Consider the following 13,285-nt stretch of genomic DNA (forward strand, 5'->3'; position numbering starts at 1 on the left):
GGGCCGACCCGCCCCTCAGCGACGGCTACGCCACGCTCCGCACCGGGCCATAGCGGGTGTGCGAGGCGCCCGTCATCAGCGCCCAGTACCGGTCGCCGTAGGACCAGTGCCACCACTCGGTCGGATAGTTCACCAGGCCGGCGGTGCGCAGCGCGTCACCCATGACCCGCCGGCGCCGCCGCGCGACCGCCGAGACGGCCGGCGCGTCGGTGAAGCAGGCGTTGTCGCTGGCCTCGGGGGTGGCGTCGACGGCGGTGCCCAGGTCCAGCTCGACGCCGTCCTCGGTGCACAGGGTCAGGTCGACCGCCCCGCCGGTGCTGTGCGGCGCCACCTCGACCGGCGAGACGAACTTGGTGGTCTCCCGGTACAGCCGCTCCGGCGACCAGTCCGGGTGCGCCCGGCGCAGTTCCTCCCGGTAACCGGTGAAGATCTTCAGCTGGGCCTGGTACGGCCGGTACCCCTCGATGACCAGCAGGCGCAGGCCGGCCGGCAGCGCGCGCTGTGCGTCCAGCAGCCGGTCCGCGACCCCGCGGCGCAGCCGGGCGTACGCGCCGGCCGGGTCGGCCGCCCGGGGGTCCAGCCGTAGCTCCGGCAGCTCACGCAGGTCCACCAGCGGGTCGCCGTCGTCGGCGCTGGGCACGGCCGCCACCCGGGGATCGGCGAGCAGGATCATCGCCGGCTCCCGGTGGCGGCGCGGGCGGTGGCGGAGGTCTCCGTGTGGCGGGCGAGAGCCAGCTCGACCAACTGGTCCACGACCTCGTCGTAGCCGACGCCGACCGCCGCCCACACCTTCGGGTACATCGAATGCGCGGTGAAGCCGGGCATGGTGTTCAGTTCGTTGACGTAGAGCTCGCCGGACAGCTCGTCGTAGAGGAAGTCGACCCGGGCCAGGCCCCAACCGCCGATCGCGGCGAACGCCCGCAGCGACAGCTCCCGAATCCGGTCCGTCACGTCCCTGGGCAGCACTGCCGGGACGACCATCGGATCGGCGTCGCCGAAGTACTTCTGCCGGTAGTCGAACCAGCCGCCGGAGACCCGCACCTCGCCCACCGCCGACGCCTCGGGCCGCCACCCGCCGAGCACCGCGCACTCCAGCTCCCGGCCGGCGACGCCCTGCTCGACCACCACCAGGTGGTCGTGGCGCAGCGCTTCCTCGATCGCCGCCGCCAGGTTGTCGCCCTCGGCCACCCGGGAGATGCCGATCGACGAGCCCATGCTGGCCGGTTTGACGAACAGTGGCCGCCGCAGCCCCACCACCAGCTTCTCCGGGTCCTCGGCGGCCCGGTACGTGCGCGCGTCGAACGCGACGTGCGGGGTGATCGGCACGCCCTCGGCGCGCAGCGCCCGCTTCATCGCCACCTTGTTCATGCCGACCGCCGAGGCGAGGATGCCGCACCCGACGTACGCCACGCCCAGCGACTCGAGCAGCCCCTGGACCACGCCGTCCTCGCCGAACGGGCCGTGCAGCGCCGGGAAGACCACGTCCAGCTCGGCGTACACCGCGCCGGACGCGTTCGCCGCGGCCACCACCGCCGTTCCGGGGCGGGGTCCCGCCCGCAGCTCGACCGCCGGCCCGGTCACCGTCAGCCGGTCGTCGATGGCGCGGTCCGCCCCGGCGCCGTCACGCAGTTGCGCCAGCACGGCGTCCGGCACCAGCCGGAGACTCCCGGTGCGGGTCACCCCGATGGCGACCGTGCGGTGGCCGCCGCCGGCCAGGGCCCGGGCCACGCCGAGGGCCGAGGCGCAGGACACCTCGTGCTCCGCGGACGGGCCGCCGAACAGAATTCCGATCCGGACCGGCGCGCTCATGCCGCCATCCCTTCCACACTCGTGATGTCGGCGAGCCGGTGGGCGGCCAACCGGGCCACCAACTCCGCCTCGATGTTTCCGCCGGTCAGCACCACGCCGACGGTGCGATGCCGGCCGTCGGCCGCGATCCGCAGCGCCCCGGCCAGGCCGGCCGCCGCGGACGGTTCGGCCAGCACCTTCAGCTCCAGCAGCAGCAGCCGGAACGCCTCCGCGATCTCCTCGTCGTCCACCCGGACGACGCCACGTACCGCGGTACGCAGGATGGCGAACGGCAACTCCCCCACACAGGACGGCCGGAGCCCGTCGGCGATCGTCGGCGCCGGCGCGACCGGGGTCGGCCGGCCGGCCGCCAGGCTCCTGGCCAGCGAGTCGCAGCCGACGGGCTCCACGCCGTACACCTCGATCGGCCGGCCGGCAGCGGCGAGGCAGGCGCCGGCCGCCCCACCGCCGCCGCCGACCGGCAGCACCAGCGCGTCCAGCGGGGTGCCGGCCCGCTCGGCCTCCTCGATCAGCTCCAGGCTGGCGCTACCCTGACCGGCGATGACGTCCGGGTGGTCGTACGCGTCAACCACGGGGTGCCCGGTGGCCTCGCTGAGTTCGCGGGCCACCGCGAGCCTTTCCCCGGCGGTGCCGGCGACGACGACCCGTGCCCCCGCCGCCCTCGCCCGGGCGACCTTGGTCGGCGCCGCGTCCACCGGCAGTACCACGGTGGCGGCCATCCCGTGCCGGCGGGCCGCCAGCGCCACCGCCACCGCATGGTTGCCGGTGCTCTGCGCGACCACACCGCCGTGCCCGCCGGCCGCGGCGAGCCGGCCGACCGCCAGCAACGCGCCGCGCATCTTGTACGAGCCACCGTTCTGCAGGTTCTCCGCCTTCATCAGCACTCGGACGCCGGCCAGCCGGTCAACCGCCGGGGAGTGCAGCACGGGGGTGCGCACCACCTGACCGGCCAGCCAGCGGGCGGCCTCCTCGACGTCGGCCCGGCCCAGGCCGGCCTGGGCCGGTAGGTCGATGCGGAACATGTCTTCTCCTTTCGTTGCCTGGTCAGCAGGGCCTCGGCCCGTCCTGTGGTCGGCGGGGCCATGGATCTGGCGGCAGCGTCTTTCGGGCACGCCGGATGAAGGGGTGCCGCGGTGCGCGGCCCCCGAGGGCGTTCGCTGGGTGTGTGTGCCGGCCGGGTCGACCGGGTCAGTGCGGCAGTCGGACCTCGACCCGCAGGCCGCCGTTCTCCGCGGGCCGGGCGGCGATGATGCCGTCGTGCGCCTGCGTGATCGACCGGGCGATCGCCAGGCCGAGGCCGGCACCGCCACCATGGCCGGTCCGGTCCGCGGCCAGCCGCCGGAACGGTTCGAAGAGGCCGGCCACCGCCTCTGTCGGCACCACCTGGCCGGTGTTGACGACGGTCAGCGCCGGGTTGCCACCGACCGCGACGGTGAGGGTGCCGCCGGGCCGGTTGTACTTGATCGCGTTCTCCACCAGGTTGGTCACCAGGCGTTCCAGCAGCACCCGCTCCCCGGTCACCACCCGGGGGGTGAGGTGACTCTCGATCGTCACGCCGGCCGCCCGGGCCCGGTCCTGGTATCCGGCCAGCACCGAAGCCACGATCTCGTCGAACCGTTGCGGCGTCCGGGAGCGCAGGCCCTGGTCGCTCTCGCTGAGCGTGAGCAGCCCCTCGATCAGCCGCTCGTTGCGCTCGTTGGTCTGCAACAACTGGCTGGTCAGCAGCTCCAACTGCTCACCGGTGAGCGTTCGGGCCATGCCGACCTCGATCAGCGTCCGCTGTACCGCCAACGGGGTGCGCAGCTCGTGCGAGGCGTTCGCGGCAAACTGCCGCTGCCCCTCGTACCCGGCGGAAATCCGCTCCATCATCTCGTCGATGGCCCGCGACAGCCGGGCCAGCTCGTCGCGGCCCGGCCGTCGGATCCGGTGCCCGAGGTTCTGCGGGCCGACGTGCGCGATCGGCTCGGCGAGGTCCCGCACCGGCCGCAGACACCACGCCGCGGCCGCCCAGATCGCGACCACCACGGTCACGAGCACACCGAGGATGGTCAGCGGGTACAGGACCACGTCGAGTTCGCGCGCCGGCTGACACACCAGCCCCGACCCGGGCAGCGACCGGGCACAGAACTCCTGACCACGCAGCCACACCACGCTCAGCAGCCACCTGCCGAGGCCGGGCAGGCCGTACCCGAGCAGCAGGGCGAGCACCCCGACCAGCGCGACCCGGCGGCGCGGGGTCACTCCGGGCCGCCGATCCGGTAACCGGCCTTCGGCACGGTGTGGATGACGGTCGGCTGGCCGAGCTTCTTGCGCAGCGTCATCACGGTGACCCGAACGGCGTTGGTGAACGGGTCGGCGAACTCGTCCCAGGCCTGCTCCAGCAGCTCCTCCGCGCTGACCACCCGGTCGCCCCCGCGCATCAGCACGTGCAGCACGGCGAACTCCTTCGGGCTCAGGTTCAGTGGGTGGCCGTCCCGCGTCGCCAGGTGCCGGGCCACGTCCAGCACCACCCCGTGCCGCGCCAGCACGGGCGGGACCGCCGGGGCGGACCGCCGGCCGAGGGCCTGCACCCGGGCGACCAGCTCAGCGAAGGCGAAGGGCTTGGTCAGGTAGTCGTCCGCGCCCAGCCCGAGACCCTCCACCCGGTCCCGGATGCCGGCCGCGGCGGTGAGCAGGAGCACCCGGGTGCCCGCGTCCGAGTCGGCGATGCTGCGGCACACCTCGTCGCCGGTGTGCCCGGGCATGTCCCGGTCCAGCACGGCGACGTCGTACCGGTTCACCCCGATCCGCTCCAGCGCGCCGTCGCCGTCGTAGCAGACATCGACCGCCATGGAGAGGCGGCGCAGCCCCTCGGCGACCATGTCCGCCAGCAACCGCTCGTCGTCCGCCACCAACACCCGCACGATTGCTCTCCCCGTGGTTCCTCGTTGACCGGGACACCGTCTCAGGCTGGAGTTAAGGGTTCTGTAAGCACCCGCAGGAGCCATCCTCCACGGCGGCGATCCCGGGACAAACGACCGCGAGCCGCACGCGGGAGCTTGCCACCCCGGTACGCCGTCTGGGCGCGTCCGTCCCCGGTCCGCGACCGCACTTGGCGATAGCGGGTGAGCTGCGTCACGATGGGCGCGAGGAGGTCGCCGATGGCTGACCCGTGGCTCGCCCTTCAGTTCGGCGTCGATCCGGCGGAGCGGATCGCGCAGGTCGGTGCCGCCCACGAGGCCTTCCTCAGTGCGGGCGCGACGCCGCCGCAGGTGCGCGACGTGGTGGCCCGATCCTGGCGGCGGTCGGCGGGTGCGCTGCTCGACCCGGAGGCCACCCCGCCGATCGACCTGGCCGACGACGCGCTGGAGAGCTACCGCTCGGCGCACCCGCTCGCCCGGGTGCTGCCGCTCTTCCGCGACCTGCTCGGCGGGATCGCCCAGGACGGCGCGCACCTGATGGCGGTCTGCGACGCGTACGGGCGGATGCTGTGGGTGGAGGGGCATCCGGGGGTGCTCCGGCACGCCGAGCGGATGAACTTCGTCCCCGGGGCACGGTGGGACGAGCCGCACGCCGGCACCAACGCCCCCGGCACCGCCCTGGCGGTCGACCACAGCGTCCAGATCTTCGCCACCGAGCATTTCAGCCGGCCCGTGCAGCGGTGGACGTGCGCCGCCGCGCCCATCCACGACCCGGCCACCGGGCGGCTCCTCGGCGCGGTCGACATCACCGGCGGCGACCACCTGGCCAATCCGCAGAGCCTCGCCCTGGTCCGGGCCACCGCCCGGGCCGCCGAGGCGCAGCTCGCCGTCGACCGGCCGGTCGAGCCCGGGGCGGTCGCCGTCGCCGCGCTCGGCCGGGACGAGGCGGAGCTGCGGGTCGACGGGCGGCGGATCCGGCTCGGCCGACGGCACAGCGAGCTGCTGGTGCTGCTGCTCGGCCGTCCCGACGGGCGCACCGGCGAGCAACTCGGCCTCGACCTCTACGGCGACGACCGGCTGCACCCGGTCACCCTGCGGGCCGAACTGTCCAGGCTGCGCCGCGTCCTCGGACCCGAGCTGCTCGACTCCCGCCCGTACCGGCTGCGTGGCACCGTCCGGGCCGACTTCCGTACCGTCGGCGAGCTGCTGGAACGCGGTGATCCGGCGGGGGCGCTCGACGCGTACGCCGGCTCGTTGCTACCCGGGTCGGACGCGCCGGGAGTGGCGCGACTGCGCCGGCTGGTCGACGGCCAGCTCCGCGCGGCCGTGCTGGCCACCCGGGACCCGGCGCTGCTCGCGGCCTGGACCGGCACGCCCGCCGGCGCCGACGATCTCGCCGCCTGGCAGGCCCTGGCCCGGGCGTTGCCGCCGGGCGCGCCGCGCCGGCCGCTCGCCCTCGCGCGCATCCACCAGCTCTCCCAGGAGTACGACCTGCCGCGCGCAACGTCGCTGCAACGTTTCCGAAACTAGCCTTCCCGCCGTCACCCGAGATCGGACGGCGGAGGTAACCATGACGCGCTACGACGCGCCCACCCACTGGCAGTCCCGCTACGACCACTACATCGGCGGCGAGTACGTGAAGCCGCACCACGGCCGCTACTTCACCAACCCCACCCCCGTGACCGGGCAGGCCTTCTGCGAGATCGCCCGGGGCACCGCCGAGGATGTCGAGAAGGCGCTCGACGCCGCGCACGGCGCCGCCGACGCCTGGGGCCGCACCCCCGTCGCCGAGCGGGCGCTGATCCTCAACCGCATCGCCGACCGAATGCAGGACAACCTGGAGTCTCTGGCCATCGCCGAGAGCTGGGAGAACGGCAAGCCGGTACGGGAGACCCTGGCCGCCGACATCCCGCTGGCCATCGACCATTTCCGGTACTTCGCCGGGGCGATCCGGGCGCAGGAGGGCTCCCTCGGCGAGTTGGACGACGACACCGTCGCCTACCACTTCCACGAGCCGCTCGGCGTGGTCGGGCAGATCATCCCGTGGAATTTCCCGATCCTGATGGCCACCTGGAAGCTGGCCCCGGCGCTCGCGGCCGGCAACGCGGTGGTGCTCAAGCCGGCCGAGCAGACCCCGGCCTCGATCCACTACTGGCTGTCCCTGGTGGCCGACCTGCTGCCGCCCGGCGTGCTGAACATCGTCAACGGCTTCGGCGTCGAGGCGGGCAAGCCGTTGGCGTCCTCGCCCCGGGTGGCGAAGGTGGCGTTCACCGGCGAGACCACCACCGGGCGGCTGATCATGCAGTACGCCAGCGAGAACATCAGGCCCGTCACCCTGGAACTGGGCGGCAAGAGCCCGAACATCTTCTTCGACGACGTCAGCGCGGCCCCCGACGACTTCCTCGACAAGGCCCTCGAAGGCTTCACCATGTTCGCCCTCAACCAGGGCGAGGTCTGCACCTGCCCGTCCCGGGCGCTGATCCAGCAGGGCCACTACGCCGACTTCCTCGCCGCCGCCGTGGACCGGACCCGCGCCGTACGCCAGGGACACCCGCTGGACACCGAGACGATGATCGGGGCGCAGGCCTCCAACGACCAGTTGGAGAAGATCCTCTCCTACCTGGACATCGGCCGGCAGGAGGGCGCCCGGGTACTCACCGGCGGATCGCGGGCCGATCTGGGTGGCGACTTGTCCGGCGGATACTACGTCGAGCCCACCATCTTCGAGGGCGACAACTCCATGCGGATCTTCCAGGAGGAGATCTTCGGCCCGGTGGTCTCGGTGACCTCCTTCGCGGACCTCTCCGACGCCGTGAAGATCGCCAACGACACGCTGTACGGGCTCGGTGCGGGCGTCTGGACCCGGGACATGAACACCGCCTACCGGGCCGGTCGGGCGATCCAGGCCGGGCGGGTCTGGACCAACTGCTACCACGCCTATCCCGCGCACGCGGCGTTCGGCGGCTACAAGCAGTCCGGCATCGGCCGGGAGAACCACAAGATGATGCTCGAGCACTACCAGCAGACCAAGAACCTGCTGGTCAGCTACTCCCCCAAGAAGCTCGGCTTCTTCTGATGGGCGACCCCGTCTCCGCAGCCGAGGGCGACCCCGTCTCCATGACCAGGGGCGACCCCGTCTCCGTCACCTCCGCGGCGGCCGAACTGATCCGGTCGCTGCGGGGGCAGCACGGGCCGCTGATGTTCCACCAGTCCGGCGGCTGCTGCGACGGCAGCGCCCCGATGTGCTTTCCGGCTGGCGAGTTCCGCACCGGCGGATCGGACGTCCTGCTCGCGTCACTCGTCGTGGCGGGCGTCCCCGAGCCGGTCGAGTTCTGGATGTCGGCGAGCCAGTGGGAGTTGTGGAAGCACACCAGGTTGACGGTCGACGTGGTCCCGGGCCGAGGCAGCGGCTTCTCCCTGGAGGCCCCCGAAGGCGTCCGCTTCCTGACCCGCTCCCACCTCCGCTGACCCTCCCGCGCCCCGCCCGCCCCGCCCGCCCCGCGCTGTGCCCCGCGCTGTGCCCCGCGCCCCGCGCCCCGGGCTGGGGCTGGGGCTGGGGCTGGGGCTTGCCCCCGCGATCTTGCACTTTCGGCCCACCAAATGTCCGCTTCGCGCGAATCGTCGGGGCCGGAAGTGCAAGATCGCGGAGGACTGAGGGCGGGAGGCGCGGGGCGGGAGGCGCGGGGCCACGAACCCGCCCACCCCGCCCTTCCTTCTCCCGCCCCTTCCCTGCGCCTCCTGCGTGGGGTGGGTGGGGTGGATAGGGGTCAGGAGAGGGCGGCCTGGATGGTGGCGACTATGTGGGCGGGGCGCCGGTACAGGTCGCGGTCGGTGAAGTAGCGCATCCGCCAACCGTTGGCGTCGAGCCAGTTGACCCGCTCACGGTCGTACCGCAGTTGGTCACGGTCCAGGTGTGACAGCCCGTCGTACTCGATGCCGATCCTGCGCTTCCGGTAACCCAGATCCAGCCGGTAGCGGGGGACGCCGCCCCGGTCGTGCACCCACAGTTGCGGCTCGGGTGCCGGCAGCCGCCCGTCGATCAGGGTCAACCGCAACTGGCTCTCCTGCCGGCATTCCGCCCGGCCGTCCGCCAGCGGTACGAGTTCCCGGGCCTGCCGCACCCCACGCAGCGCCTGATGGACCGACACCTCCGCAAACAGTTCGTCCGGCGTGACGGCGCCCGCCCGGAGTGCGGCGTCGAGCACGGGCAGGGCGTCCAGCCGCCCGACGGTACGCGCCAGATCGACAGCGCAACGGGCCGCCGGCACGCAGGGCACCCCACGGACGACTACCGGCTGTACGGGGAGCACCGAGTGGTGCACGGCCAGTCCGGGAAGCCGGGGCTTGGGCACCTGCGCCGGCAACTGGACGTGGACCAGGTCCTCACGCAGCACGCCGAAGCCGTACCGGCGGGCCGCACTCTGTCTGGTCAACATGGCTTCCTCGGGCAGGCACAACATGAGGGCGCGCAGTTCGTCCTCGTCCCCGTAGGGCTGCTCGGCGTAGACACCCCTGCGCACCCGAAGCAGTTCCGCTCTGCCGACGCGGGTACGGATCCGCTTCACGGTAAGCCCCCGCATCAGCTCATCGACGCGCCACAGCTGAGTAGACATGCGCACAGGATCGGGAAATCCTGCCCGCCACCCCACCCCCGCGCCCGTTCCCTGTGGACAACACGCCCCCTGTGGACAACCCCCACCCGCCCCGCTCCCCGTGCTAAGCACGCCCCAACCCACACTCACTCGAGGGCTGTCTCGCCAAGGGCCTGTCTCGCTAAGGGTGTTTCCGGCGATCTTGCACTTGCGGCCCCCGCAATGCGAAGAATGCCCGTATTGTCGGGGCATAAAGTGCAAGATCGACGCGGAGAAGGCGCGGGGCTGGGAGGGGGAGGGAGGGGAGGGGGAGGGCGGGGAGGGAGTTAGCGGGGTTGGAGGTGCCAGGGGGTGCCGTAGGCAGTCAGGAGGTCCAGGAAGGGGCGTGGGGGGAAGGCTTCGGGGCCCAGTACGCCGGTGTCGGACCAGGCGCCGGTGGCGAGCAGTTCCAGGGCGATGACCGGGTTCACCGCCGTCTGCCAGACGACTGCCTGATGGCCGTACTCCCGCATGGACCACTCGTTGTCGACGACGTGGTAGAGGTAGACCTTCCGGGGCCGCCCGTCGGTCCCGGTGCCGGTCACGTACGTGCCGGCGCAGGTCCTGCCGTGCATCCGGTCGCCCAGGGTCGCCGGGTCGGGCAGGCAGGCGGCCACGACGTCGCGGGGCGACACTGACACGTCGCCGATCTGGACCGGTGCGACGGAGTCCAGGCCCAGCCGGTGCAGCGTCTTGAGCACCTCGATGAACTCGTTGCCGAGGCCGTACTTGAAGGTGACCCGCCGGGCCGGGACCCAGCGCGGGATGAGCAGCACCTCCTCGTGCTCGACGTTCACGCACTCGACCGGGCCGATCCCTTCCGGGAAATCGAAGATCTCCGGCTCGGAGAACGGCGGGGTGGTGTACCAGCCGCGTCCGGCTTCCCAGACGACGGGCGGGTTGAGGCACTCCTCGATGGTGGTCCAGATGGAGAACGACGGCGCGAAGGCGTAACCGTCGACGGTCAGGTTGGCGCCGTCGCGTACGCCGATCTCGTCGATCTCGGCGAAGAGTTCGTCGGCGGCGTAGCGGGCGAAGACATCCGACAGTCCCGGTTCGACGCCCATGCCGCAGAGCGCGAGCCGGCCGGCCGCCGACCACCGGTCGGACACGGCGAACTGGTCGTCGCCGAGCTTGACGCCGGTCTCCTCGTACGGTCGGAGCGGGTGCGGGTGGGACAGCGACATGGCCATGTCGAGGTAGTCGGTGCCGGCCGCGAACGCCCCGTCGAAGACCGACATGACGAAGCGCGGGTCGACGGCGTTGAACACGTGGGTGATCCGGTGTGCACGGCAGAGCGCGGCGATCTGGTCGGCCGAGCCGGCGTCGACGGTGGCGGCGACGAAGCGGTCGCCGTGGCCCGCCACGGCGCGGGCCGCGCGGTCGGCGTCGTGGTCGGCCACGACCACGGTCTCGAAGAAGGAGCGGCGGGCCGCGATGGCGACGGCGGCGGAACCGACCCCACCGGCGCCGACGAGCAGGATCCGCATCAGGAATCAAACCCCAAACCAAGACGGTCGAGCGTACGGAGCCAGAGGTTGCGCCGGCCCTCGTGCGCGTCGGCGCGGGCCAGGGACCACCGGGTGAGCTGGATGCCGGTGGTCCGCAGCGGCTCCGGCGGGAACGGCAGCGGTTTGCGGCGTACCAGGTCGAGCCGGGTCAGCGGGGTCGGTTCGCCGGCCAGCAGGTCGAGCAGCACGCGGGCCCCGAACCGGGTCGCGCCGACGCCGAGACCGGTGTAGCCGGCGGCGTACGCGAGCCGACCGTCGTACGCGGTGCCGAAGAACGGGCAGAACCGGGTGCAGGTGTCGATGACGCCGCCCCAGCGGTGGCTGAAGCGCACGTCGGCGAGCTGCGGGAACGTGGTGAAGAAGTGTGCGGCGAGGGCGGTGAAGGTGGCCGGTCGTTGGGCCAGTTCCGGGGCCATCCGGTTGCCGTGGTGGTAGACGGCGTCGTAGCCGCCGAAGAGGATCCGCCCGTCGCCGGTGATCCGGTAGTAGTGGAACTGGTTGCCGGTGTCGGCGAGTCCCTGCCGGTTGCGCCAGCCGACCGCGTCGCGCTGCTGCGGGGTGAGCGGCTCGGTCATCAGCGCGTAGTCGTAGACCGGCACGACGTACGCCCGCAGCCGGCGCAGCAGCGGCGGGAACGCGTTGGTGGCGAGCACCACCCGCCGCGCCCGCACCGAACCGGGAACGCCGTGACCACCCGGATCGCCACGTCTGAACGCCGGATCGCCGTGACCACCCGGATCGCCGTGGCCGGACGCCGGATCGCCGCGTCCGGGTGGTACGCCGAGGGTGCTGGCCCGCAGCGCGGCCCCGTCCCGCCGCAGCCCGGTGACCCGGGTGTGCTCGTGCACCCGTACGCCGAGTTCCCGGCAGGCGCGGCGCAACCCCCAGGCCAGCCTCGCCGGGTCCAGCATGGCTACCCGGTCGCGGTCCCACAGCCCACCGAGGTACGTCGGCGAGTCCACCTCGGCGCGTACCTCGGCCCGGTCGAGCAGCCGCACGTCGTGGCCGTACCGGCGGGCCAGCGCGGCATCCTCGGCGAGGCCGGCGAGCTGGTACGGCTGCACCGCGACGGACAGCTCACCGGTGCGCTCGAAGTCGCAGTCGATGCCGTACTCCTCGACGGTCGCCTCGATGGCGGCCAGGTTCTCCCGGCCGAGCCGCTCCAGCACGTCGATCTCGTCGGGGAAACGCTCGACGCCGTTGGCCAGGCCGTGGGTGAGCGAGGCGGCGCAGAACCCGCCGTTACGGCCGGACGCGGCCCAGCCGCAGGTGCCCGCCTCGACAAGCAGCACGTCGCGGCCGGGGTCGTCCTGCTTGGCGAGCAGCGCCGTCCAGAGGCCGCTGTAGCCGCCGCCGACGACCAGCAGGTCGGTGTCGGTGCCGCCGTACAGCGGCGGCAGCGGGTCGGGGCGTTCCGGGCGGTCGAGCCAGTACGGCACGCGTGTCGCGTCGGCGAGCGCCGGACCGGTAGGCGGACCGGTGCGCCGGCCGATACGCGGGCCGGTGAACGGGCCGATGCGCGGGCCGGTGAACGGGCCGGTCATGCCGGGTGCCGCCCCGGCGCGCCGCCCGCCGGTGCGGTCTTCCCGAGGTCGGCGCGACGGCCCCGCCGCCCGCGCAGGGTGCTGGTCAGCACCAGCAGCAGCGCGACCACGAACATCGCGGTACCGATGACGTTGACCTGCGGCGGGATGCCCCGCTGGGCGGCTCCCCAGACGTACATCGGGAACGTGACGGTGGTGCCGGCGTTGAAGTTCGTGACGATGAAGTCGTCGAAGGAGAGCGAGAACGCGAGCAGCGCGGCGGCCACGATGCCGGGCAGCGCCAGCGGCAGGGTGATCCGCCGGAAGGTCTGCCACTCGCTCGCGTAGAGGTCCATCGCGGCCTCCTCCAGCCGGGTGTCCATCCCGGCCAGCCGCGCCTTGACGGTGACCACCACGAACGACACGCAGAACATCACGTGTGCGACGACGATGGTCCAGAAGCCCTGCGGCACCCCGGCGGAGACGAAGAGGGCGAGCAGCGAGGTGCCCATCACCAGCTCGGGGGTGGCCATCGGCAGGAAGATCAGCACGTTGATCCCGGAGCGGCCACGGAACCGGTGCCGGGCCAGCGCGAACGCCATCAGGGTGCCGAGAACCGTGGCGACCACGGTGGCGATGAAACCGATCTGGACGCTACGTACCACCGCGTCGCACATGTCGGAGGTGGCGCACGGGTTGCGCCAGTTGTCGAGGGTGAACTCGTTGAAGTCGTACGACAGGCGGCTGGACGGGCGGTTGAAGGACAGCGCGGCGACCACGGCGATCGGCAGGAGGAGATAGCCGAGCACCAGCAGCGCCACGCCCGTCACCCAGCGGTCGGCCAGCCAGCGAAAGATCCGCGCGCTCACAGGAGCCGTCTCTCGTTCGCGACTGCGGTGCTCCGCTTCGCT

12 protein-coding genes are annotated in these 13,285 nt (G+C 72.7%); 3 read left to right on the forward strand and 9 right to left on the reverse strand.

Annotation, left to right across the window (positions count from 1 at the left end):
- Nucleotides 1-25 precede the first annotated feature (25 nt).
- The 5 genes from GA0070608_RS04865 to GA0070608_RS04885 all read right to left on the reverse strand — a co-directional run bounded on the left by GA0070608_RS04865 (nucleotide 26) and on the right by GA0070608_RS04885 (nucleotide 4,712).
- Nucleotides 26-673, reverse strand: coding sequence for a M15 family metallopeptidase (locus GA0070608_RS04865; RefSeq protein ID WP_091622366.1), 648 nt, complete (start codon nucleotides 671-673; stop codon nucleotides 26-28).
- The gene (locus tag GA0070608_RS04870) at nucleotides 670-1,809 is read right to left on the reverse strand and encodes a D-alanine--D-alanine ligase family protein (protein WP_091622371.1); all 1,140 of its coding nucleotides are present in this window, start codon (nucleotides 1,807-1,809) and stop codon (nucleotides 670-672) included. The genes GA0070608_RS04865 and GA0070608_RS04870 overlap by 4 nt, the downstream gene beginning before the upstream one ends.
- Nucleotides 1,806-2,831: a threonine ammonia-lyase gene (locus tag GA0070608_RS04875; RefSeq protein WP_245715700.1), complete on the reverse strand. Its 1,026-nt coding sequence runs from the start codon at nucleotides 2,829-2,831 to the stop codon at nucleotides 1,806-1,808. Before GA0070608_RS04875 ends, GA0070608_RS04870 begins: the two co-directional genes overlap by 4 nt.
- 166 nt (nucleotides 2,832-2,997) lie before the next feature.
- Nucleotides 2,998-4,050, reverse strand: coding sequence for a sensor histidine kinase (locus tag GA0070608_RS04880; RefSeq protein WP_091622374.1), 1,053 nt, complete (start codon nucleotides 4,048-4,050; stop codon nucleotides 2,998-3,000).
- Entirely contained in the window at nucleotides 4,047-4,712 is a 666-nt protein-coding gene (locus tag GA0070608_RS04885) for a response regulator transcription factor (protein ID WP_091622377.1), read from the reverse strand. The genes GA0070608_RS04880 and GA0070608_RS04885 overlap by 4 nt, the downstream gene beginning before the upstream one ends.
- 237 nt (nucleotides 4,713-4,949) lie before the next feature.
- Here GA0070608_RS04885 and GA0070608_RS04890 point away from each other — a divergent pair, with 237 nt between their 5' ends.
- Genes GA0070608_RS04890 through GA0070608_RS04900 form a run of 3 tightly spaced genes read left to right on the forward strand, consistent with a single transcriptional unit; the run spans nucleotide 4,950 to nucleotide 8,177 of the window.
- The gene (locus tag GA0070608_RS04890; protein ID WP_091622380.1) at nucleotides 4,950-6,239 is read left to right on the forward strand and encodes a GAF domain-containing protein; all 1,290 of its coding nucleotides are present in this window, start codon (nucleotides 4,950-4,952) and stop codon (nucleotides 6,237-6,239) included.
- A gap of 40 nt (nucleotides 6,240-6,279) precedes the next feature.
- Nucleotides 6,280-7,785: an aldehyde dehydrogenase gene (adh, locus tag GA0070608_RS04895; protein WP_091622383.1), complete on the forward strand. Its 1,506-nt coding sequence runs from the start codon at nucleotides 6,280-6,282 to the stop codon at nucleotides 7,783-7,785.
- Nucleotides 7,786-7,826: 41 nt separating this feature from the next.
- Nucleotides 7,827-8,177 carry a DUF779 domain-containing protein gene (locus tag GA0070608_RS04900; RefSeq protein ID WP_091634313.1) on the forward strand — a complete coding sequence of 117 codons (351 nt, stop codon included), beginning with the start codon at nucleotides 7,827-7,829 and terminating at the stop codon, nucleotides 8,175-8,177.
- Between the two features lie 299 nt (nucleotides 8,178-8,476).
- Here the strand turns inward: GA0070608_RS04900 and GA0070608_RS04905 are convergent, their stop codons facing one another.
- From GA0070608_RS04905 to GA0070608_RS04920, 4 genes are all read right to left on the reverse strand, one after another.
- Nucleotides 8,477-9,322: a DUF559 domain-containing protein gene (locus GA0070608_RS04905; protein ID WP_091622386.1), complete on the reverse strand. Its 846-nt coding sequence runs from the start codon at nucleotides 9,320-9,322 to the stop codon at nucleotides 8,477-8,479.
- Between the two features lie 305 nt (nucleotides 9,323-9,627).
- Nucleotides 9,628-10,830 carry a saccharopine dehydrogenase family protein gene (locus GA0070608_RS04910; RefSeq protein ID WP_091622389.1) on the reverse strand — a complete coding sequence of 401 codons (1,203 nt, stop codon included), beginning with the start codon at nucleotides 10,828-10,830 and terminating at the stop codon, nucleotides 9,628-9,630.
- Nucleotides 10,830-12,395: an NAD(P)/FAD-dependent oxidoreductase gene (locus GA0070608_RS04915; RefSeq protein ID WP_091622392.1), complete on the reverse strand. Its 1,566-nt coding sequence runs from the start codon at nucleotides 12,393-12,395 to the stop codon at nucleotides 10,830-10,832. Before GA0070608_RS04915 ends, GA0070608_RS04910 begins: the two co-directional genes overlap by 1 nt.
- On the reverse strand, nucleotides 12,392-13,243 hold the full coding sequence (locus tag GA0070608_RS04920) for an ABC transporter permease (RefSeq protein ID WP_245715701.1): 852 nt from the start codon (nucleotides 13,241-13,243) through the stop codon (nucleotides 12,392-12,394). The genes GA0070608_RS04915 and GA0070608_RS04920 overlap by 4 nt, the downstream gene beginning before the upstream one ends.
- Nucleotides 13,244-13,285: the final 42 nt, after the last annotated feature.

This window comes from Micromonospora peucetia, from assembly GCF_900091625.1.
Taxonomy (GTDB): domain Bacteria; phylum Actinomycetota; class Actinomycetes; order Mycobacteriales; family Micromonosporaceae; genus Micromonospora; species Micromonospora peucetia.